This window comes from Marinobacter sp. CA1, assembly GCF_020546665.1.
Lineage (GTDB): Bacteria > Pseudomonadota > Gammaproteobacteria > Pseudomonadales > Oleiphilaceae > Marinobacter > Marinobacter xestospongiae.
On record NZ_CP071785.1, the window covers coordinates 661215 to 682803 of the forward strand.

Consider the following 21589-nt stretch of genomic DNA (forward strand, 5'->3'; position numbering starts at 1 on the left):
ACCAGTATGTCAGAAGTAACGGTTAAACAACTGGCCGAAGATGTTGGCGCTCCCGTCGATCGTTTATTGCGCCAGATCGTCGAAGCCGGCCTCAAGGCCCGCTCTGAGAATGACTCGGTATCCAGCGAAGAGAAACAGCAGCTGTTGGCCTTCTTGCGAAAGAACCACGGCGAGTCGGACGCTGAACCCCGCAAGATCACCCTCAAGCGGAAAACCACGACCACCCTTAAAGCCGGTGGTTCCAGTGGCCGTGCCAAGACGGTCAATGTCGAGGTTCGCAAGCGTCGCACTTACGTCAAGCGAGCGGAGGTTCAGCCGGATGCGGATGCGCCTGACGTTGCCGAAGAGGCGGTAGAAGCCGCAGCGCCGGTTGCCGAGGCTCCGCAGGCCGAGCCGCCCGTCGCGACAGAAGCTGCCGAGGCGCCAGCCGCAGAGGCGCCGGCGCCAGAAGAGACTCAGCCGGAGCCGGAAGTGGAAGCGCCCGTTGAGGCTGCCGAGCCTGCGCCGGAGGAGGTTCCGGTTCCACCGCCTGTGGATGCCGATAACAAGGACCGCAAGGCGAAGAAGAAGAAGGAAAAAGAGCGCGGTCGCGACGACGCCGATGACGGCAAGCCGAAGAAAAAGTCGGCGGGTCATCGTGGTCCCCGTAACCGCCCGGCCGAGAAGCCGGTCATTTCTGTGGACGATGAAGATACGACGCTGCGCAAGCCAATGCGCGCGAAAAAGAAATCCAAAGAGAAGCGACACGGCTTCGAAAGGCCGACCAAGCCAATGGTAAGAGAAGTAGAAATCCCCGAAACCATCGCGGTGGGCGAACTGGCCCAGCGTATGGCCGTTAAAGCGGCGGACGTCATCAAGACCCTGATGGGTATGGGTGTCATGGCCACCATCAACCAGGCACTGGATCAGGAAACCGCCGTTCTGGTCACTGAAGAGCTGGGCCACAAGCCCAAGACAGTGAGCGAAGACGCATTTGAAGAAGAAGTGCTGAGCGGCATCGAGTTTGAGGCGGGCGAGAAGTCCAAGCGCGCGCCGGTGGTAAGCGTGATGGGTCACGTTGACCATGGTAAGACCTCGCTGCTCGACTACATCCGTCGCACCAAGGTAGCTGCCGGTGAATCCGGTGGTATTACCCAGCACATCGGTGCGTACCACGTTGATACCGATCACGGCATGGTGTCCTTCCTGGATACCCCGGGCCACGCCGCGTTTACCGCCATGCGTGCTCGCGGTGCCCAGTGCACCGACATCGTTATCCTGGTGGTTGCGGCCGACGATGGCGTAATGCCGCAGACCAAGGAAGCGGTTCAACACGCCCGGTCCGCCGGCGTACCGCTGGTCGTCGCTGTCAACAAGATGGACAAGGAAGAAGCCGATCCGGACCGCATCAAGAATGAGCTGTCCGCACTGGAAGTGATCCCGGAAGACTGGGGCGGCGATGTCCAGTTCGTGCCGGTCTCCGCACACACCGGTCAGGGCATTGAGGAACTGCTGGAGGCGGTTCTGCTGCAGGCCGAGATTCTGGAACTGGAAGCCTCCCCTGACGCACCGGCCAAAGGTGTAGTGGTGGAATCCAGTCTGGAGCGCGGCCGAGGTTCCGTCGCCACGGTACTGGTCCAGAACGGTACCCTGAAGCGTGGAGATATGGTCGTTGCCGGTGGCTTCTTTGGTAAAGTCCGGGCGATGATGGACGAGACCGGATCTCAGGTTCAGACTGCTGGCCCTTCCATCCCGGTTGAGATTCTGGGCCTGAATGGAACCCCCGATGCCGGTGATGAGTTCTTCGCGGTTGCGGATGAACGCAAGGCAAAAGAACTGGCTGAGTTCCGTCAGACTCGCGAACGCGAGCAACGGCTGCAGCGCCAGCAGGCGGCCAAGCTGGAGAACATGTTCGAGAACATGGGCAAAGACGAGGTCAAGAATCTCAACGTGGTCCTCAAGACCGACGTCCGTGGTTCTCTGGAAGCCATCGTCAAGGCTCTGCAGGATCTGGGCAACGACGAGGTCCAGGTGAAGGTGGTGTCCTCTGGTGTGGGCGGTATCGCCGAGACCGACGTCAGTCTGGCGATGGCCACCGGTTCGGTAATCTTCGGCTTCAACGTTCGTGCCGATACCGCCGCCAAGCGGTTGGTGGAGCAGGAAGGTCTGGATCTGCGTTACTACAGCATCATCTATAACCTGATTGATGACGTGAAAGCCGCGTTGACAGGGATGCTGGCACCGGAATTCCGGGAAGACATTGTTGGTATTGCCGAAGTTCGGGATACCTTCCGGTCGCCGAAGTTTGGCCAGGTGGCCGGCTGTATGGTGACCGAAGGCACGGTGTTCCGGAACAAGCCGATCCGGGTCCTGCGTGACAACGTGGTGATCTTTGAAGGTGAGCTGGAATCCCTGCGTCGCTTCAAAGACGATGTTCAGGAAGTCCGGAACGGTATGGAGTGTGGTATCGGGGTTAAGGGCTACGACGTGAAGGTCGGTGACCAGATCGAGGTGTTTGATCGGGTCAAGGTCGAGCGTAAGCTGGAATCCGCTGGTTGATACCGGCGTTCCCCGGACCAGGAGGCGCCCCGGCTGACGGGGCGCCGTGTTTTCTGCCGAGATAATCCGAAGGCGCGACATGCCAAGAGAATTCAGCCGAATCGATCGAATCGGCGACCAGATGCAGCGGGAACTCGCGCAGTTGATTCAGCGTGAGATCAAGGATCCCCGTGTGGGTATGGTGACCGTCAACGCGGTCAAGGTAAGCCGGGATTTGGGCTACGCTGATATCTACATTTCCCTGCTGACAACCGACGAATTGAATGCCGACTCGCCCGAGGTGAAAGAGTCTCTGGCGGTGCTCAGCAAAGCTGCAGGCTTTCTGCGGGGACAGGTTGGCCGAGCCATGAAGCTGCGGGTGGTGCCCCAGCTGCGTTTCCACTTTGACAGCCTGCTTGGGCAGAGCCGCAGAATGGATGCGCTGATCCGTAAGGCGGTGGACGACAAGCCTGCGGTGGATCAGGGCGATGACTCGGAGTCACCAGAGGAGTCGGGTTCTTGAGTCGTCGACGCAAAGGCCGTGATGTTAACGGCATTCTGGTGATCGACAAGCCGCAGGGGATCACCTCCAACGGTATCCTGCAGCAGGTCAAACGATTGTACGGTGCCGCCAAGGCCGGCCATACCGGTGCGCTGGACCCGCTAGCGACGGGCGTGCTGCCGCTGTGCTTTGGTGAGGCCACCAAGTTTTCCCAGCTGATGCTGGACAGTGACAAAGCTTACATCACCACCGCTCGTCTCGGCGTTCGTACCGAAACCGGCGACAGCGAAGGGGCGGTGGTCGATGAGCGTCCGGTGCCGGAAGGTCTGGACGAGGATGCCCTGGAGCCAGTACTGGCAAATTTCCGCGGCGATATCCAACAGGTGCCCTCGATGTACTCGGCGCTCAAGCACAAAGGGCGGCCGTTGTACGAGTATGCTCGTGAGGGCATTGAGGTTGAGCGCCCACCCCGCCCGGTTACGATCTACCAACTGATTCTGCTGAATGTCCGCGCCAATGAAATCGATCTGGCGGTGAAGTGTACCAAGGGCACCTACATCCGCTCGCTGGTTGACGATATTGGTGAGGCGCTTGGCTGTGGTGCCCATGTTACCGCCCTGCGTCGAACGCTGGCCGCCGGTTTTACTCTGGACCAGGTTCATCGGGTGGACGATCTGGAGGCCATGCGGGAGCGGGGCGAAAGCCTGGATGGCCTGCTGGTCAAGCCCGATGCGGCATTGAGCATGTTCCCGGAGTTGACCCTGGAAGGGGCATCGCTGGTATCGATATTGAACGGCCAACCGGTTAGAATATCGGGTCATTCTATATCCGGTCCGGTGCGGTTGTATGGCGACCGCGGATTTGTCGGGCTGGGAGAAGGATTTGCCGAAGGCGACGGCTGCAAGATCGTTCCCCGTCGTTTGGTAAAACACGGCTGACCTACCCCGAAACGGGTGGGGCCGTATTAGCCGGGCTGTAGAGATGCGCGGTTCGGCTGGACCTTTTATATGCATCGCAACCAATGAGGTGAGTTATGGCACTTTCTGCCAATGAGAAGGCACAGATCGTTAAGGACTTCCAGCAAGGTGAAGGCGATACCGGTTCTCCTGAAGTACAGGTAGCACTGCTGAGCGCCAACATCGATAAGCTGCAGGGCCATTTCAAGGCCAACAAGCAGGATCACCATTCCCGCCGTGGCCTGATTCGGATGGTTAACCAGCGTCGTAAGCTGCTGGACTACCTGAAGAACAAGAACGCTGATCGCTACCTTGAGCTGATCCAGCGTCTGGGTCTGCGTCGCTGATCCGTCTGGATTCGACGACTGTTGGTCAGGGCCTGTTGGTCCTGGCCTGCGCCCGGCGGCGTTGCCGTCGGGTGTGCTTCTCTCCAGCGATATTGTTGGCCGCCAGAGCCCTGGTGCAGGCAATACCGCTAACCGTGCCGCCTTCCGGTTCCGCCGGTGATTCGTAAGGACTCCCTGTCACAATGGAAAGCCGCTATTGATAGCAGGTTGTTGAAAGGCCTGGCTCCGCCACTTGCTGGCCTTGCCGGGGTTTTGCAACAGCCTGTTAGCTTTCTGACAGGTGTCGCTTTCGTTCATCGCAACAGAGCCGTGACGCGGTAGGTGTAGTAAAACGTGGCCAATCGGCGGACTTTGATGCCGGATTGGCGATTACAAAGATGAGCTATCGAATTAAGGAGTTACCGTGAATCCGGTACAGAAAACATTTGAACTCGGCGGCAAGACCGTCACCCTCGAGACTGGACGCATCGCCCGTCAGGCCACTGGTGCCGTTCTGGTAACCATCGACGATGTATCCGTTCTGGGTACCGTTGTTGGCGCCCGGGAGCCCAAGCCGGGCCAGGGTTTCTTCCCGCTGACCGTGAACTACCAGGAAAAGACCTACTCCGTTGGTAAGATTCCGGGAGGCTTCTTCAAGCGTGAAGGCCGTCCTTCCGAGAAGGAAACCCTGACATCCCGTCTGATCGACCGTCCTATCCGTCCGCTGTTCCCCAACGGCTACATGAACGAAGTTCAGGTTGTCCTGACGGTCATGTCTGCCAACAAGACCCAGGACCCGGACATTGCTGCCATGCTGGCCGCCTCGGCTGCCCTGGCGATCTCCGGCATTCCGTTCGACGGCCCGATTGGTGCGGCCCGTGTCGGCTTTGAGAACGATCGCGGCTACTTCCTCAACCCGACTTTCCAGGAGCTGGAAACATCCCTGCTGGACATGGTTGTGGCAGGCACCGAAGACGCGGTGCTGATGGTTGAGTCCGAGGCCAAGGGGCTGACCGAGGACCAGATGCTGGGTGGCGTTCTGTTCGCCCACCAGGAAATGCAGGTGGCAATCCAGGCCATCAAGGACTTCGCCGCCGAAAACGGCAAGCCCCGTTGGGAGTGGACCCCGGAAGCCGAGAACACCCAGCTGCTTGAGGCCATCCGCAGCGAGTTTGCCGCTGGCATCGAGGAAGCCTACACCATCCGCGACAAGATGGACCGCTACGCCCGTCTGGGCGAGCTGAAGGCGGCTGCGGTCGAGAAGCTGGCCGGTGAAGAGGAAGGTCAGCCGTCCGAAGACGAAGTGAAGAAGTACTTCGGCAAGGTTGAGAAGGCGACGGTTCGCCAGTCTGTCATCGACGGCAAGCCGCGCATCGACGGTCGTGATACCAAGACCGTGCGTCCGATCGAGGTGGAAGTCGGCGTACTGCCAAGCACCCACGGTTCCGCTCTGTTCACCCGTGGTGAAACCCAGGCCATCGTGACCACCACTCTGGGCACCGCCCGTGACACCCAGATCATCGATGCCCTGGAAGGTGAGCGTAAGGACCCGTTCCTGTTCCACTACAACTTCCCTCCCTACTCCGTTGGTGAGGCTGGCCGTATGGGCAGCCCGGGCCGTCGTGAGATTGGTCACGGTCGTCTTGCCAAGCGCGGTGTGGCTGCCGTTATGCCGACTGTGGAAGAGTTCCCGTACACCATCCGTGCGGTGTCTGAGATCACCGAGTCCAACGGTTCCAGTTCCATGGCTTCTGTCTGTGGCTCGAGCCTGGCACTGATGGACGCCGGTGTGCCGATCAAGGCGCCGGTGGCCGGTATTGCCATGGGTCTGGTCAAGGAAGGCGAAAAGTTCGCCGTTCTGACCGACATCCTGGGTGACGAAGATCACCTTGGCGACATGGACTTCAAGGTTGCCGGGACCGCTGAGGGTGTGACTGCCCTGCAGATGGATATCAAGATCAACGGCATCACCGACGAGATCATGGAAATCGCCCTGCAGCAGGCTTACGACGCACGTCAGCACATCCTTGGTGAAATGGCGAAGGTCATCTCTGTGCCGCGTACCGAGCTGTCCTCACGGGCGCCGAGCATCACCACCATCAAGATCCATCCGGACAAGATCCGTGACGTGATCGGTAAGGGTGGCTCCACCATCCGTGGTATCTGCGACGAAACCGGTGCCTCCATTGATCTGGACGACGACGGTAACGTCAAGATCTACGCGGAAGACCAGGCGTCTGCCCAGGCGGCGATGAAGCGGGTTCAGGAAATCACTGCCGAGATTGAAGTCGGCGCAATCTACAGTGGCCGCGTTGAGCGCATTGTGGACTTTGGTGCCTTCGTCAACATCCTGCCGGGTAAGGATGGTCTGGTGCATATCTCCCAGATCTCCGAGCGTCGCATTGAGAATGTGACCGACGAACTCTGCGAAGGCCAGGAAGTGCTGGTCAAGGTGCTGGATGTGGACAACCGTGGTCGCGTCAAGCTTTCCATGAAGGAAGTCAAAGAGGGCGAGCAGCCGACGGAATTCTGATTCCGGGGCTGACTGTCCTGTAAGCGAAAACCCGCCGTTCGGTCCGAACGGCGGGTTTTTTTATGGCGGTGATTGCGCCAGGCCAGTTGCACAGCCCTGTGCTACGTATGGGGCCTTCCAACGAGGGCCAATAAAGATTAGGATTTGGTAACGCGGAGGTAAGGGAGTGCGGTCCGCTTTCCAGTCGGTTGGTTCTCCGATTCCCTCCGCTTATTTTTCGACGGCCTGAAACGGGACGCACGGATTCTCAAATTGGTATTTAGGGAAAAGAGGAACGCAATGAAATCAATTAGATTGGCCGCAGTGCTGATGCTGGTCGCGGCACTGTTCGCTGGCTGTACTTCGGTATCTCGCCAGCTCGGCAGCCTGACTGACAATAAATATGCAGAAGCCCGCAGTGGCACCGTTTGGGTCGTACCACCGCCTCAGTTGGAGCCGCCCGCTGGTGGCGATCGTACGGTGTACATCTCTTATCGTAATATCAGTGACAGCGATATTGAGTTGCTGAACCTGCTGAAGGAATCTGCCCGGGAGCAGGGTTGGTCGGTTGTGAACGATCCGTCGACTGCCAAGTATCGTCTACGTGCCTCCACGCGTTATTTCGGCGAAGTGGAGCCTGAGTCCGGCGGTGCGATCGCGGCCGGCACCATGGGTGCCATCGCCGGTGCAGCAACCGGGATTGGCACCGGTATCGCTGTAGCAGCAGCGACCGACAGCAACCTGGCTGGCGCCGCTGCCGGTATTGGTGTCGGTGGCCTGGTTGGCGCTGGCCTGAGCAATGCCTCGCGTCCTCGCGAGTGGGCACTGATCATCGACGTGGTGCTGGAGGAATACCACTCCGAGCCGGTTGAGTTCACCATGGTTACGGGTTCTGCCAGCGGTACCCGTGATGTTGCGGGCACTCACAACGGTCGTATGGCCTCTGGCGGTGGCACCGCTCAGGGCAATGCGTCCGGCGCGACCGCAACACGAACCAGCAACTACTTCCCTCATGGTATCCGCCTGTCCGTCTGGGCGAACCAGATGAACATGAAGGAAGAAGAAGCGCTGCCGGAAATTGAGGAACGCACTCGTCGCGTCGTGACACAGATGCTGCCGATGTAATCTGAGCTTTCTGAAAGCCCGGTATCCAGAGATGGTGCCGGGTTTTTTTATACCTGAACCATTGTGAGTCGTGGCGGAACGTGGCTGACTCAAGGGCTTGGTTTTGATTGCAGGGAGATCAAGCCGTTACCGGGTGATCGGATGGGCATTAGTTGGGAAAAGGGAGGAGAGTGAACACGCCTCCAGCATGAGAATTCTGGAGGCGAGAGCTGGTAAAGTCGGCAGACTTTACTCGCCGTGAACCCGCAGCTCGTAGGTTCCGATAATGCCGAGAATGTTCTTGGCTTTCCAGTCCATGTGCGACACGGAAGAAATGTTACCGTCTTCTTTGGCGGCTTCGATGCTGCAATCGCCAATGGCGACCAGAGACAGGATGCTCTGACACTTGGCTACACCAGTCTTGGAGGCCGCAGTGTTAGAGGTCGCACCCGCCGGGAGCTCAACGTCAGTGTACAGTCCGCCAACCGGAAAAGAAGTCGCGCAACCAGACAGAGTGACAGTCGCAGCGATGGCTGCAGCGGCAAAAAACTTCTTCATGAAGATAATCCTTGTTTAGAATTGGTTCCAATTTAAGGCACAGGGCAGACCTGGCCAGGCCGTTCGTTTTCATCGTAAGAACGGCTTGGCAATCATAAGCCTTTTGTAAGAAATGTGAAGTCTGAGTGTCATCTAATCGGTTTTTATTCCGCTTCCAAGAACTCAATGACTTCTTCCCGATACTCCGGATATACAAACGTCGCTGCGTGTGGCGTGTCCGTCTGGAGAAACTGCTTCGGTTGCTGAGCCTTGGTGAACAGCGTTGTGCCATGATGAAACGGCACGATGGCGTCGCGCGTACTGTGGATAATCAAAAGGGGGGTTGGGGCAACTGCGGCGATCAGGTCCAGGGCTTCATGATCGTCGGGAATGGTCCAACTGAGCGGCACCTGGAGCGCCCAGGTGAGCCAGAAGCTGTCGAGTTTCTCCTGGGCGATGGTACGAAAGCCGGAGAACGCTGCGTCCAGCACTACGGCGTCCAGTGCCGGTCGTGCTTGGGTCTCTGTCCACTTGCCGGCCAATGCGGCCCCCAGAGCTCCTCCGAGGCTTTGACCAAGCAACATAATGGGGGAGCCTGAGGCATCCGGGTTGGCTGCCAGCCAGCGCAAACCGGTTTCAGCATCGTGCAGAGCGCCTTCCAGATCGGGGACGCCGGTCGAGCTACCGAAGCCCCGATAGTCGATCATGAAGACGTTGTAGCCGCGCTCAGGGAGCCAGGCTACGTTAAGTATATGGCTGCTTATATTCTGGGCGTTGCCATGTAGATAGTAGACCGTTCCTTTGGTCGTTCCATTGTTGCTGGGGAGCCACCAGCCGTGAAGGGTTTCACCGTCGGCGGTGTCGAGGTAAACATCTTCGTACGTCAGGTTCAGCCGATCAGGGGTCAGATAGACCGCTTGGTCAGGATAGAAAAACAGACCGCTGCATCCGGTAAGCAAGCTGCAACCACAAAGCAACAGCAGGGTCAGAGATAGATATGTAGGCCTAGCTTCCATAGGGACTGATACCGGTCAAAATGATGCTCGCGGGCCCACTCTGCGAACCCGCTGACTTGACGAGACCAATGCATTGTCGCTTTCAGGTAGGCCTGATCCTGACGATGCTGGCTGCTCACGATCCAGGCTTTAGAACGTATGCCCCCCAGTGCACTGAGCCGGTCTGACTGGTAGAGAACACCAAGATCAACGCCGGGGGCTATGTCGTACCCTCTGTTCAGGTCATCATCGAGTTCCAGGTCTGCAGTCGCAAGTGCAAATGCCTGGCCGTTCGGGCTGACCCTCACGCTGCCACCGGCGCCCCCTTCCAGATAAGGGGCCAGAACCCGATCAGTACCGGTATCACTTCGGCGGGCGCCAAATCCTACTTGCCAGGACAGGGGCGAAAAGAACTGATTCCGCGGGGACAGAGACCGAATCTCAACAGCCGTCAGCTTTTCTATCTGGAGCTCATTGTTATCCGTGTAGCGGCGGGCGTCGAGGCGAAAGAACTGCAGTTGGGCGCCCGCGCGATAGCCCGCTGGCGGGTCGAGCACATCATGGTAAGCCGAGCGGAGGGTGAGTTCATTAAAGTTGCGCTCGCCCCAGCGGCCTGCGGAAAGGCTGGCCCGAAAGGTATCGTGGCCCTGGTCGTCTCTCACTTCTGGTTCCGGCGGAGACGGGGGCGTGGAGGTCTGTGGCAGTTGGCTGCGGGCGAGCAGAAGACTGTGGGACAACGGCGCGACCTGCTCTCTGGGCCACTCCTCGGCTTCGCTCTGATAACGGACGTATTCATAGGTCGCGTCCAGCACGGCCGCCTGCTGGGCGGTGGATGGCAGTTTTCCGGCAATAGCCCCGGGCTTGATATCGTCGTTGGCGAGTTCAGCTGCCAGGGCCTGTTGATCTTCTGGCAACTCGTCCAATGCATAGCTGACGGCGGTGGCTGCCGATGGCCGGTAACCTACTTCTGAAATCAGTGATTTCTTGACCACCCATCTAACCGTATCGGAGGGGATGGCATGAGTGCTCACTTCATCGAGCAGGTTCGTGCCTGGTCTGGCAACATCAATCAGCGCAAGCAGGCGGTAGGCGCAGTTCTCATCAAAGAAGTAATAGTCAAAGTTGCGGTCTTTGATCTCCCACGCATGGGCCAGCATCTGCCTGACCTCTGCTGGGGTCAGGTTAAGTTGATATTCCCACAGATCACGATGTTCAATGTCTGAGTAGAGCCGTATTTTCTCGTAATAGGGTTGAACGGTGGTGATACCGGGGTAACCACCAAAAATACCCTTGTAGGCAAACAGCAGCTCACTGTCATGTGCTGCTGCGTCCGCGGCGTAAGAGATGGTGTTTGCCAACAGCAGGTCAGTTGTTTCGTCATCGCTTGGTGGATCAAGCCTCAGGAAAGTGTGACCAAACATGGACGAGGGGCTGTTGAGGTAGGACGCGGCAAACACCAGGGTGACTGTCTGGGTGTTCAGCGTCTCGGTCCATTCCTCATAGGCGGGGCACTGTCTTGACTCCGGCGTGGCCAGATCCAGCTTGCTTCGAATCCATCGATTTCTGGCGGGAAAGCGACAGGCTGGATGGTCGTTGCCGGCTCCGGGTTGCTGGACGGCGATTATGGTGGCCTGGAGTTCCGCCTCTGGTGACGTCTTACCGTTTGGGCTCAGGAAAAAGTCGGAATCGTCCGCCTGGCTGGTGTAGCCGTCCGAGAAGGTGTTGGGGTGATAGTGTCCGAGATTAAGCCACTCCCGGGAACTGGCAAGTTCTTGCAGTTCTGTTTGCGTTAGTGCCTGGGCGTTCAGGCTCGTTGCCGCTGCGGCGGCAAGCAGCAACTGGCGGAGCAGTAATGGCATGAAGGTAAGGTACTTGTGCGGTGGGAACGGAAAGTGCGCCATCCCTGGCGCACGTGCAATCCATTGTAATGAGCGGGTAAGCGCTTAGGCAGCGACGTACTTGCTCAGGCTTTCGTGTTGCTCCAGCAGAGCGACAATGGCGTCGACTGCCTGGCCGGAAGTGGTGTCGGCAGACGGGAAGATGGCTGCGAAGTTGTCCTTCATCAGGGCACGGAATGATTCCCGGTCACCTTGCTCGACGCCCAGCAGAACCGCCAGGGTCTCCAGGTTTTCGCCTTCACCGCGGGACATGTCGCGGGCGATCTTGTCAGCGTTGCTGTCCATGTACAGAGCCATGGACTGAACGGACTCGTTGGTATCGCAGCCCAGAGTACCGGTAGTCATACCGAACGTTTGGTTGCCGAACGTGCCGTTGGTCGTTGCAGCGAGGATGTGTGCAGCCGGTCCGGACTGGCCTTTCCAGACCATTGCCCCCAGGCCACAGCCGGGCTGTGCGAACGTTACGGTGGAGGCACCCAGAAGCAATGCACCTGCGATCAGTTTTTTCATTATCCACTCCTTTCTGTGGTTTTTTGCTGTCGTCTTGTCGGTATGACTTCAAGCTTTGAAATCATTGGGTTAACGGTCTTGGCGAGTCATCCGTAAATGCAGCTGCAAGACCGACCGTCAGAGTATAGACCAGATGGCGTCATGTCGAACAGGCAACTAAAGGATACGGAACTTAAGCAAGACACCTTAAGTTTTTCGCCTGACCTTAGCCTCCCAGATACGCATTCCGCACATCCGGATTTTCCAGCAGGTTGGCGCCGGTGTCGTGGAGGCGGATGCGGCCGGTTTCCAGTACATAGCCGCGGTCTGCCAGGTTGAGCGCCTGGTGGGCGTTCTGCTCCACCAGAAACACGGTGATGCCTTCCTCCCGCAACTGGCCGATGATCTCGAAGATCTGTTTGATCACCAGCGGTGCGAGCCCCAGGGAGGGTTCGTCGAGGATGATCATCCGCGGCTTGCTCATCAGGGCCCGGCCGATGGCCAGCATCTGCTGCTCACCGCCGGACATGGTACCGGCCCGCTGGGCGCGGCGTTCCTTGAGGCGGGGAAACAGTTCATAGACGTGTTCCTGGCTCTTGCGGATCTCCTCTTTGGTATTGAAGAAGCCACCCATATGCAGGTTCTCCTCCACCGTCAGGCTGGAAAAGATCCGCCGGCCCTCCGGAACAATGGCGATGCCGGATCGCATGATGTTCGCGGTGGCCTCGCGGGTGATATCCCGACCCTCCAGGATCACCCGGCCAGAGGTGGCCTGGGGCGTGCCACAGACCGTCATCAGCAGAGTGGTCTTGCCGGCGCCATTGGCGCCGATCAGTGACACGATTTCGCCCTGGTTGACCTCAACAGAAACCCCGTGGAGGGCCTCAATCTTGCCGTAGTGGGTGTGGACATCTTCAAGCAACAGCATGGACATGGTTCAGGTCTCCCCCAGGTAGGCTTTGATGACGTCGTCGTTCTGGCGCACCTCTTCCGGGGTGCCGCTTGCCAGCGGACGTCCCTGGTTGATGACATTGATGCGATCGGAGATTTCCATCACCAGGCTCATGTCGTGCTCAATCAGTACCACCGAAACGTTGTAATCCTCCTTCAGGCTGATGATCAGCTGGTTGAGGTCGCGGGTTTCTGCCGGGTTGAGGCCGGCGGCCGGCTCGTCGAGCATCAACAGCCGGGGCTCGGTGACCATGCAGCGGGCAATTTCCAGGCGCCGTTGCTGGCCATAGGCCAGGTTGCCAGCCTCGCGGTTGGCCAGCTCCAGCAGGCCGACCCGGTCCAGCCAGTAAGTGGCACGGTCCAACGCCTTCTGTTCCCGCTTCCGGTAATTGGGGGAGCCGAGAAGCCCGGCAATCAGGTTAGTGTTGAGGTGGCGGTGTTGCGCCACCAGCAGGTTTTCCACCACCGTCATCTTGTTGAACAGCCGAACGTGCTGGAAGGTTCTTACCAGCCCCAGCCGGGAGATCTTGTAATCGGGTTTGCCGTGAATTGGCTGATCGTTGAACAGGATCTCGCCACCGGTCGGACGATAGAAGCCACTCATGCAGTTGAACACGGTGGTCTTGCCGGCCCCGTTGGGGCCGATGATGGAGACAATCTCATGCTCCTGAACGTCCAACGACACCTGATCGACCGCAAGCAGGCCGCCAAAACGCATGGACAGGTTGCGTACTTCAAGCATGCCGCGTCACTCCTGCTTCTTGAGTTCGATGTGGATACGTCGCATTGGCAGCAGGCCCTGGGGCCGCCACACCATCATCAGCACCATGGCGGCGCCGAAGATCAGCATGCGGAATTCAGAGAACTCCCGTGCCAGTTCCGGCAGGATGACAACGGCGATGGCCGCGAGGATAACGCCGATCTGCGAGCCCATGCCTCCCAGCACCACAATTGCCAGAATAATGGCGGACTCCAGGAACACGAACGATTCCGGGCTGATGAAGCCCTGCTTGGACGCAAACACGGTACCGGCAAAGCCGGCAAAGAATGCGCCGATGGTGAAAGCCGAGAGCTTGACCGAGGTCCGGCTCAGACCCAGGGAGCGGGCCGCGATCTCATCCTCCCGCAGGGCTTCCCAGGAACGGCCCACCGGCATCTTGGTGAAGCGGCGGATCACCACCGCGGTGAAGACCGCCAGTACCAGGGCAATCAGGTACAGGAAGATGATCTTGTGCTCACTGCTGTAGGCGATGCCAAACACCTCGTGGAATGAGCTGTTGCCTTCTTCCTTGATACGGCGCCCGAACTCCATGCCGAACAGGGTGGGGTCGGGGATGCCGCCTATGCCATTGGGGCCGCCGGTCAGCCAGGTCATGTTGTTCAGCAGGATGCGGATGATCTCGCCGAAGCCGAGAGTCACGATGGCCAGGTAATCCCCCCGCAGCCTGAGCACCGGGAAGCCCAGTACCAGCCCGAACAACGCCGCCAGACAGGCTCCCAGTGGCAAAGCGAGCCAAAAGGAGATGCCGAAATACTGGGACAGTAGGGCGAAGGTGTAGGCCCCGACGGCATAGAAGGCGACGTAACCCAGGTCCAGCAGACCTGCCAGGCCCACCACCACGTTCAGACCCAACGCCAGCATGACGTAGATCAGCACCAGGGTGGCCAGGTCCACCGAGCCCCGGGACACGAAGAACGGCCAGGCCAGGGCGGCCATGACCAGCAGCACCAGGGCAATGGTCTCGAAACGCTGGCGGCGGCCCTGTTCCATGGGCTCACGGTTGGCCAGGGGATTGAGGCGGGGAATTCGACCGAGCGAGGCCATGATGGTGTCCCGAAACAGCTGGAACAGAAACACCACGATTGCGGCCAGCGCAATGGACACCACCGTAACGGTGTCGGCGCCTTCGAGCACCACCTGGGTGCCTTCCGCCTCCAGGTTCAGGCCAAGAATCGGGTAGGCGATGATCAGGGTGATTATGGCGCAGAACAGCGCGTGCTTGAGGTTTTGAGCTGCCATCAGATCTTCTCCACCTCAGGTTTGCCGAGCAGGCCGGTGGGTTTGAACAGTAGGATCAGGATCAGCAGTCCGAACGACACCACGTCCTTATATTCGCCACTAAGGTAGCCGGAGGTCATGCTTTCTGACACCCCCAGGATCAGCCCGCCCAGCATCGCGCCGGGAATGCTGCCAATGCCCCCCAGTACGGCGGCGGTGAAGGCCTTGAGGCCGGCTATAAAGCCAAACAGTGGATCGATGGAGCCGTAGTACATCCCCAGCAGCAACCCGGCGACCGCAGCCAGTGCCGCACCAATGATGAAGGTGGCGGAGATGATGCGGTTGGTGTCGATGCCCAGCAGGTTGGCCATCCCCAGATCCTGGGAGACCGCCCGGCAGGCGCGTCCGGTGCGGGAACGGGAGATAAACAGCGAGAGGGCGGTCATGCAGATCAGGGTGGTGATAAAGATGGTGATTTGCATGTAGGAAATGGAGGTCTGGAAGGAGTCGGCAGGGCCGAAGGTGAAGCCGCCTTCAATCAGGGCCGGGAAGCCGATGTTGCGGGAGCCCTGGGCGAGATGAACGTAGTTCTGCAGGAAGATTGACATCCCGATGGCGGAGATCAGTGGAATCAGCCGGTGTCGTCCCCGGACCGGCCGGTAGGCCACCCGTTCGACGGCCCAGCCCATGGAGCTGGAAACCAGCATGGCGCAGATCAGCGCCACAAGAAGAACCAGGGGCAACCAGGCGACGCCGAGACTTGCGAGGCCGGTAATGGTGATCAGCGCCGTGTAGGCGCCGATCATGTAGATCTCGCCGTGGGCGAAGTTAATCATTCCGATGATGCCGTAGACCATGGTGTAGCCAATCGCGATCAGGGCGTAGGCACTGCCAATGGTCAGTCCGTTTATCAACTGCTGGAAAAAGTACAGGAGATCTTGCATGTTTGTGGCGCTCCGACAACCAGGCCATGCATCCGGGCTGAGCGCGATCATTCAATCGGCAGTCCGGACCACGAGCCTAGAAAAACACCTCCTCTCCGCGCTGGTGAGAAGGTGTTTTTGCTTTATTATTACCGTTTTTTAACGATTTCGGCTCAGTTTACCGGAGTTTTGCTGCCATCTGAATGCCATTCATACACCACGAACTCGAACGCTTTCATATCGCCCTTGTCGTCGTATTGAACGGTACCGATGGGGGTGTCGAAGCTGCCCTGGCGAAGGGCTGCTGCAACGTCAAACGGGTCAGTGGATTGGGCCTGTTCAATGCCATCGGCCACCAGCTGAACCGCGGTGTAGGAGGTCAGCACGAATGGGCCGGAGGGGTCTTCGCCCTTGTCTGCAAAGGCCTGTACCAGAGCCTGGTTTTCGGCTTTTTCGTCGAAGCTCGGCGGCAGGGTGACCAGCAGGCCTTCTGACGCTTCGCCGGCAATGGTGTTGATGTCCTTGTTGCCAACCCCTTCAGGGCCCATGAACGTGGCATCCAGGTCCGCCTGGCGCGCCTGACGCAGGATCAGCCCCAGTTCCGGGTGATAGCCACCGTAGTAGACGTAGTCCACATCAGCCTGCTTGAGCTTGGTAATGAGGGAAGAGAAGTCCTTGTCGCCAGCGGTGATGCCTTCGAACATCGCCACTTCCACGCCGGCCTCTTCCAGAGTGTCGCGCACGGCGCTGGCGATGCCTTCACCGTACTGCTGCTTGTCGTGGACCACGGCAACCCGTTCCGGATTGACGCCGGCGAGGTAGGCGCCCGCAACCGGCCCCTGCATGCTGTCCAGGCCGATGGTGCGGAACACCAGTTCGTAACCACGATCCGTGATGTCCGGGCTGGTGGATGCCGGGGTGATCATCAGGATGCCTTCGTCCTCATAGATGTCGGACGCCGGCTGGGTGGAGCTGGAGCACAGGTGCCCGACCACAAAGCGGACCCCGTCGTTGACCAGGCGGTTGGCCACGGTCACCGCTTGCTTGGGATCGCAGACGTCGTCCACTTCCACGGCTTCGAGCTGTTCGCCCATCACGCCGCCGTTTTGGTTGATGCGTTCGATCGCCATGCGGGCGCCGGAGAATTGCATGTCACCGTATTGTGCAACCGGACCGGTCATCGGACCGGCGATACCCACCTTGATCTCAGCCGCAGCCTGGCCTGCTCCCAGCATGGCAACCGAGGCGCTGACGGCCGTTACAAGTTTCTTCACGGATGTATTCATTGGATCTGTCCTACCTTGGGTGAGGGAGTCCCTGATCAACTTCGGGTCGCGCCCTGGTGGCGAATCGCCCTTAAGACCGGAGGCGGCCAGGCGTTGATCCGAGGTTCCCGAGGGTTATTCTTATGTTCTCAACGGTTTAAACAAACACCACGGCCCCGAAGTTGTCAAGCCGCAGGGCGACTGGTGAGGCCGTGGTGTGCGTTTGCTCAGAGGCATGAGCAAAAAGGTAGGCAAAACCTGTGCCGGGAGTGCCCGGCATCGGGTCAGGATGGCAGTTCTTCGTCTTCCTCTTCCTGACCATTGTCCGGGAAGACCACGGCGCGGAACTGCTCGTGTTCCTGCAGTTGGGAGAAGCTGGGGTCAACCGAGGCATCGTCGCGATACGCCTCGGAGATTTCCACGGCCTTGCTCAGGGTGTTGACCGCATCTTCCCAGCGGCCGATCTCGGCGTAGGCACAGGCCAGCTGGTAGTGGGCGTGGCCGTTGTCCGGGGCCAGCTTCAGGGCCCGCAGGCAGAGGCTGATGGCCCACAGCGGCTCCTGCAGTTCCAGCACCGCATCGGCCTTGTAACTGAGGGCTTCCACATCGTCCGGGCGCAGGTCCAGGATCTGGTCGTATACCGAGATCTTGTTCTGATGGGAGGTCTCCTGGCTGGCTTTAAGCCAGAGCGAATGCACCTCGTTGGTGCGTTCGATCTCTTCCTGGTTCTGCTGAATGATGTCGGATTTCTGCTGCAGCTGTTCCTCAATGTCCTTCAGGCGCTTCTCGTACTCGATAACCAGCTCGTTGACCCGCTTTTCCGCCAGGCTGGTGAGCTGGGATCGCATGTCCCGGATCGAGTTCCAGCCGATCACAACGAGGATGGACGTGGCACCGGCGATCAGATAGAAGAAGTAGGTGACGGTGTCTGTGGCGTAGGACATCGTTTTGTCCGCTACCGTCAGTTCCTTGTCGACCACCTTCTCGATAAGTTCCGCGCGGGTATTGAGTAATTCGTTCCGCAGGTTCTTGACCTCATCCAGCAGGTAGCGCTCCACAAACGGGTTGTAGAGCGGTTCTGTCAGGGTGTCTACCCGTTGCTTGACGTCTTCGGCATCGGCTGATGTCGGTGGTTGCTCCTCGCTCTGTGCCTGGGCGGTTGAAGCCAGCAACAGGGCCAGGGAAACCTGGAGCAGGATGAACAGGGTGCGGGGCAGGCTGGTGCCTGGTTGGTCAGGGTTCTGGTACATCATGAGTATTGTTGTGTCCGATGCCGATCAGGTGAAACATTCGGGCCGCGCCGTTGGCGGCGTCCACGCATGGCCGTTGAGACCTTATCCATGGCGTTGAGACCTTATCATAGTGGCTGGCTGAAAAAATGCTGTCAGGATTTGTGCGATGGCGGCGGAGGTCCCCATCTCGGTATCTCCACACTTGCATTGCGGGCGGTATCGGAATCTAATAGTTAGAGCTGTAAATAATTGGAGTCCACCGGTAACTGCGAGGAGATGAGGTCGTCGTGTCTGCCCACAAGGCTTTTTACTCGGATACCGCCAATGCCTATAATTCCCGCCCTTTTGATGTGGCGGAGTGGGGGAGTGCCGTGAATAACTACGAACAGGTTTTGGTGGCGCTCCGGCGCGTGATTCGCGCGACTGATCTGCATTCCAAACGGTTGAGCAAACACGCTGGCCTGACCGGGCCGCAGCTGCTGATCATGCGTACGATCCGGGATCTGGGGGAGGTGACCATCGGTACCATCGCCGAGCAGGTCAGCCTGAGTCAGGCTACCGTAACCACCATTCTGGATCGACTGGAACACCGGCAACTGGTTTACCGGGTTCGCAGCACCCGCGACAAGCGCAAGGTGCACGCTCACCTCACCGAGGAAGGGGCGGCGATCCTGGCACGGGCTCCCCAGCCGCTGCAGGAGGAGTTCATTGAGAAATTCCAGAGCCTGCAGGAATGGGAGCAAACCATGATCATCTCGTCCCTGCAGCGGGTGGCGAACATGATGGACGCCGACCATATCGATGCCTCGCCGGTGCTCGATGTGGGGCCGGTCCTGCGGGAAGACGGCTGGAAGGAAGGCGGCAAGAAATAGTCCGCCGGATGGCCAAATCGCAGAAAAGGGACGGGCAACTACCCGTCCCTTTTTCGTTGGGTCAGTGAACGCTGGCTTTCTTTTTCGGCTTGTCCTCAAAGCAGATCTGGAACACGTCGCCAAAGTGCTGGGCGAAGTGCACTTCCAGCCCTTCCTTCAAGTAATCCGGCAATTCCTCGTAGTCACCGCGATTGGCGTCCGGCAGAATCAGGGTGGTGATCTTCTGGCGCCGTGCCGCAATCACTTTTTCCCGGATGCCGCCGACGGGCAGCACCTGGCCGGTCAGGGTCAGTTCTCCGGTCATTGCCACGTTCTGGCGGGGCGCCTCGTTGCGGGCAATCGACAACAGCGCCGTGGCAATGGTGATGCCGGCACTGGGGCCGTCCTTGGGTGTCGCCCCGGCCGGCACGTGCAGGTGCACCTGGGACTTGTCGAAGAAGGCGGTGTCGCCCTTGTAGCGCTTCAGGTTCGACGAAATGTAGCTGTAGGCGATGTCTGCAGACTCCTTCATTACATCGCCCAACTGCCCGGTGAGCTTGAAGCCGCGGTGGCTGGTGTGGATGCGGGATGCCTCAATGCTCAGGGTGGCGCCTCCCATGGCGGTCCAGGCCAGGCCGGTGACCACCCCCACGCCCTTGAGCGCCCGCTCCTTCTTGAACGGCGGCTGGCCCAGGTATTCGGCCAGGTCCGCCACGCCGACCTTGATCGGCGTCTCCGGGTCCTCCAGCAGTCGGACAATGCCTTTGCGCAGAATCTTGTGGATCAGCTTTTCCAGATTTCGCACCCCCGCTTCACGGGCATAGCCTTCAATCACCTGCTTCAGCGCCGCATCGGTGATGTTGAGCTGCTTTTTCATCAATCCCGCCCGCTTCAGCAGCCGTGGCAGCAGGTAGTGCTTGGCTATGGCCTGCTTCTCCTCGGCGATGTAGCCGGAGAGACGGATCACATCCATGCGGTCCAGCAGGGGCTGGGGAATGGAGTCGAGCTGGTTGGCGGTACAGATGAACAGGACCTTGGAGAGGTCCATGCGGACGTCCAGGTAATGGTCGAGAAACTCCCGGTTCTGCTCCGGGTCGAGGGTTTCCAGCAGGGCTGAGGCCGGGTCGCCCTGGAACGACGCGCCAATCTTGTCGATCTCGTCCAGCATGATCACCGGGTTGGCCACCTTGGCGTCCTTCAGCGCCTGGACGAACTTGCCGGGCATGGCGCCGATGTAGGTGCGGCGGTGGCCCTTGATCTCGGCCTCATCACGCATGCCGCCGACGCTGAAGCGATAGAACTCCCGCCCCAGGGCATCCGCGACCGAACGCCCGATGGAGGTCTTGCCGACCCCAGGCGGGCCTACCAGCAGCAGGATTGAGCCGGATACCTCGCCCTTGAAGGTGCCTTCGGCGAGGAACTCCACGATGCGGTCCTTGACGTCGTCGAGGCCATCGTGGTCCCGATCAAGGATGCGGCGGGCTTCGGCAAGGTCAAAGTGGTCCTGCGATGTGCGGCCCCAGGGTACCTGGGTCAGCCAGTCGAGGTAATTGCGGGTGACACCATACTCCGGTGAGCCCTGCTCCAGCATCTGGAGTTTCTGGATCTCGTCGGTGAAGCGCTCGCGAACATGCTCGGGCGGAGTCAGTTCGGCCATGCGCTGCTCGAAGCGTTCGACGTCGGCGGTCTTGTCATCCTTGGCGATACCCAGCTCACGCTGGATCACCTTCAACTGTTCCTTGAGGAAGAACTCGCGCTGGTGCTTCTGCACCTTATCGTTGACCTCCTCGCTGATCTCCGCCTGCAGTCGTGCGACCTCCAGCTCCTTGCCCATCAGCAGCAGCACTTTCTCCATACGCTTGAGCAGTGGCACGGTGTCGAGCACGTCCTGGAGTTCCGGGCCCGGCGCGCTGGTCATGGAAGCGCCGAAATCCACCAGGGGCGAGCTGTCCTCCGGGCCAAAGCGGGACAGATACTGTTTGATGTCCTCGCCGTACAGCGGGTTGGTGCGTAGCAGTTCCTTGATCGCGGAGATGATAGCCAGGGTGTAGGCCTTGAGCTCGTCGGGCTCTTCTTCCGGCGCCTCGGGATATTCCACCTCCACCAGGTAGGGCGGTTTGCGCCGCAGCCACTGCACGATGCGAAAGCGCTGCAGACCCTGGGCAATGAACTGGACCTTGCCGTCGTTGCGTTGGGGGTGGTGGACCCGTACGGCGCAGCCCATCACCTCCAGTTCCTCGCTGGCGGGAATGGCGTTGTCCGGGTCCGGATTGTTGACGTAACAGATGCCCACCACCTGGTGGTCGGTTTCCCCGACCCGTTTCAGGGTGTCGTCCCAGGGGTCTTTATTGACCATCACTGGCTGCACCTGGGCGGGGAAGAACGGCCGGTTCGCCACCGGCAGAACGTACATGCGCCGGGGCATCAGTTGCTGGGGCAGGGCGAGTCCCTTGCTGTGTTCGTCTTTGCCTATGTACTCGGTTACATCCTCAATGGCGTCACTGCTGTTGTCGTTGCTCATCAGGGTCAACT

Annotated in this window: 18 protein-coding genes; 7 read left to right on the top strand and 11 right to left on the bottom strand. The window is 59.4% G+C overall.

What is annotated here, in order from left to right; translation table 11 throughout:
• Nucleotides 1-6: 6 nt before the first annotated feature.
• The 6 genes from infB (at nucleotide 7) to traT (ending at nucleotide 7938) form a co-directional block, all read left to right on the top strand.
• The gene (gene infB, locus J2887_RS03090; protein WP_227173988.1) at nucleotides 7-2538 is read left to right on the top strand and encodes a translation initiation factor IF-2; all 2532 of its coding nucleotides are present in this window, start codon (nucleotides 7-9) and stop codon (nucleotides 2536-2538) included.
• Between the two features lie 79 nt (nucleotides 2539-2617).
• Nucleotides 2618-3040 carry a 30S ribosome-binding factor RbfA gene (gene rbfA / locus J2887_RS03095; RefSeq protein ID WP_227173989.1) on the top strand — a complete coding sequence of 141 codons (423 nt, stop codon included), beginning with the start codon at nucleotides 2618-2620 and terminating at the stop codon, nucleotides 3038-3040.
• Nucleotides 3037-3957 carry a tRNA pseudouridine(55) synthase TruB gene (gene truB / locus J2887_RS03100; RefSeq protein ID WP_227173990.1) on the top strand — a complete coding sequence of 307 codons (921 nt, stop codon included), beginning with the start codon at nucleotides 3037-3039 and terminating at the stop codon, nucleotides 3955-3957. Before rbfA ends, truB begins: the two co-directional genes overlap by 4 nt.
• Before the next feature lie 95 nt (nucleotides 3958-4052).
• A complete protein-coding gene (gene rpsO, locus J2887_RS03105) occupies nucleotides 4053-4322 on the top strand; it encodes a 30S ribosomal protein S15 (RefSeq protein WP_227173991.1) in 270 nt (89 codons plus the stop codon).
• A gap of 403 nt (nucleotides 4323-4725) precedes the next feature.
• Nucleotides 4726-6834: a polyribonucleotide nucleotidyltransferase gene (pnp, locus tag J2887_RS03110; protein ID WP_227173992.1), complete on the top strand. Its 2109-nt coding sequence runs from the start codon at nucleotides 4726-4728 to the stop codon at nucleotides 6832-6834.
• Nucleotides 6835-7113: 279 nt separating this feature from the next.
• The gene (gene traT / locus J2887_RS03115; RefSeq protein ID WP_227173993.1) at nucleotides 7114-7938 is read left to right on the top strand and encodes a complement resistance protein TraT; all 825 of its coding nucleotides are present in this window, start codon (nucleotides 7114-7116) and stop codon (nucleotides 7936-7938) included.
• Between the two features lie 228 nt (nucleotides 7939-8166).
• On the opposite strand, the gene J2887_RS03120 is transcribed toward traT, so the two are convergent.
• The 10 genes from J2887_RS03120 to J2887_RS03165 all read right to left on the bottom strand — a co-directional run bounded on the left by J2887_RS03120 (nucleotide 8167) and on the right by J2887_RS03165 (nucleotide 18227).
• Nucleotides 8167-8475 carry a TRL-like family protein gene (locus J2887_RS03120; RefSeq protein WP_227173994.1) on the bottom strand — a complete coding sequence of 103 codons (309 nt, stop codon included), beginning with the start codon at nucleotides 8473-8475 and terminating at the stop codon, nucleotides 8167-8169.
• 143 nt (nucleotides 8476-8618) lie between these two features.
• On the bottom strand, nucleotides 8619-9470 hold the full coding sequence (locus tag J2887_RS03125; RefSeq protein ID WP_227173995.1) for an alpha/beta hydrolase: 852 nt from the start codon (nucleotides 9468-9470) through the stop codon (nucleotides 8619-8621).
• The gene (locus J2887_RS03130; RefSeq protein WP_227173996.1) at nucleotides 9440-11308 is read right to left on the bottom strand and encodes a DUF4105 domain-containing protein; all 1869 of its coding nucleotides are present in this window, start codon (nucleotides 11306-11308) and stop codon (nucleotides 9440-9442) included. Before J2887_RS03130 ends, J2887_RS03125 begins: the two co-directional genes overlap by 31 nt.
• 84 nt (nucleotides 11309-11392) lie before the next feature.
• Nucleotides 11393-11857, bottom strand: a complete 465-nt coding sequence (locus tag J2887_RS03135; RefSeq protein ID WP_227173997.1) for a DUF3015 domain-containing protein — start codon at nucleotides 11855-11857, stop codon at nucleotides 11393-11395.
• A gap of 205 nt (nucleotides 11858-12062) precedes the next feature.
• Nucleotides 12063-12764 carry an ABC transporter ATP-binding protein gene (locus tag J2887_RS03140; protein WP_227176039.1) on the bottom strand — a complete coding sequence of 234 codons (702 nt, stop codon included), beginning with the start codon at nucleotides 12762-12764 and terminating at the stop codon, nucleotides 12063-12065.
• 9 nt (nucleotides 12765-12773) lie between these two features.
• Nucleotides 12774-13529 carry a high-affinity branched-chain amino acid ABC transporter ATP-binding protein LivG gene (gene livG, locus J2887_RS03145; protein ID WP_227173998.1) on the bottom strand — a complete coding sequence of 252 codons (756 nt, stop codon included), beginning with the start codon at nucleotides 13527-13529 and terminating at the stop codon, nucleotides 12774-12776.
• 6 nt (nucleotides 13530-13535) lie between these two features.
• Complete coding sequence (locus J2887_RS03150) at nucleotides 13536-14807, bottom strand: high-affinity branched-chain amino acid ABC transporter permease LivM (protein ID WP_227173999.1); 1272 nt, start codon at nucleotides 14805-14807, stop codon at nucleotides 13536-13538.
• On the bottom strand, nucleotides 14807-15730 hold the full coding sequence (gene livH, locus J2887_RS03155) for a high-affinity branched-chain amino acid ABC transporter permease LivH (RefSeq protein ID WP_227174000.1): 924 nt from the start codon (nucleotides 15728-15730) through the stop codon (nucleotides 14807-14809). Before livH ends, J2887_RS03150 begins: the two co-directional genes overlap by 1 nt.
• Nucleotides 15731-15882: 152 nt before the next feature.
• Complete coding sequence (locus J2887_RS03160; RefSeq protein WP_227174001.1) at nucleotides 15883-16995, bottom strand: branched-chain amino acid ABC transporter substrate-binding protein; 1113 nt, start codon at nucleotides 16993-16995, stop codon at nucleotides 15883-15885.
• A 263-nt stretch (nucleotides 16996-17258) separates the two neighbouring features.
• The gene (locus J2887_RS03165; protein ID WP_227174002.1) at nucleotides 17259-18227 is read right to left on the bottom strand and encodes a TPR end-of-group domain-containing protein; all 969 of its coding nucleotides are present in this window, start codon (nucleotides 18225-18227) and stop codon (nucleotides 17259-17261) included.
• A 350-nt stretch (nucleotides 18228-18577) separates the two neighbouring features.
• Between J2887_RS03165 and J2887_RS03170 the strand changes: the two genes are divergently transcribed.
• On the top strand, nucleotides 18578-19078 hold the full coding sequence (locus tag J2887_RS03170) for a MarR family winged helix-turn-helix transcriptional regulator (protein WP_227176040.1): 501 nt from the start codon (nucleotides 18578-18580) through the stop codon (nucleotides 19076-19078).
• Nucleotides 19079-19139: 61 nt separating this feature from the next.
• Here J2887_RS03170 and lon read toward each other — a convergent pair whose 3' ends face one another.
• Entirely contained in the window at nucleotides 19140-21578 is a 2439-nt protein-coding gene (gene lon / locus J2887_RS03175; protein ID WP_227174003.1) for an endopeptidase La, read from the bottom strand.
• Nucleotides 21579-21589: the final 11 nt, after the last annotated feature.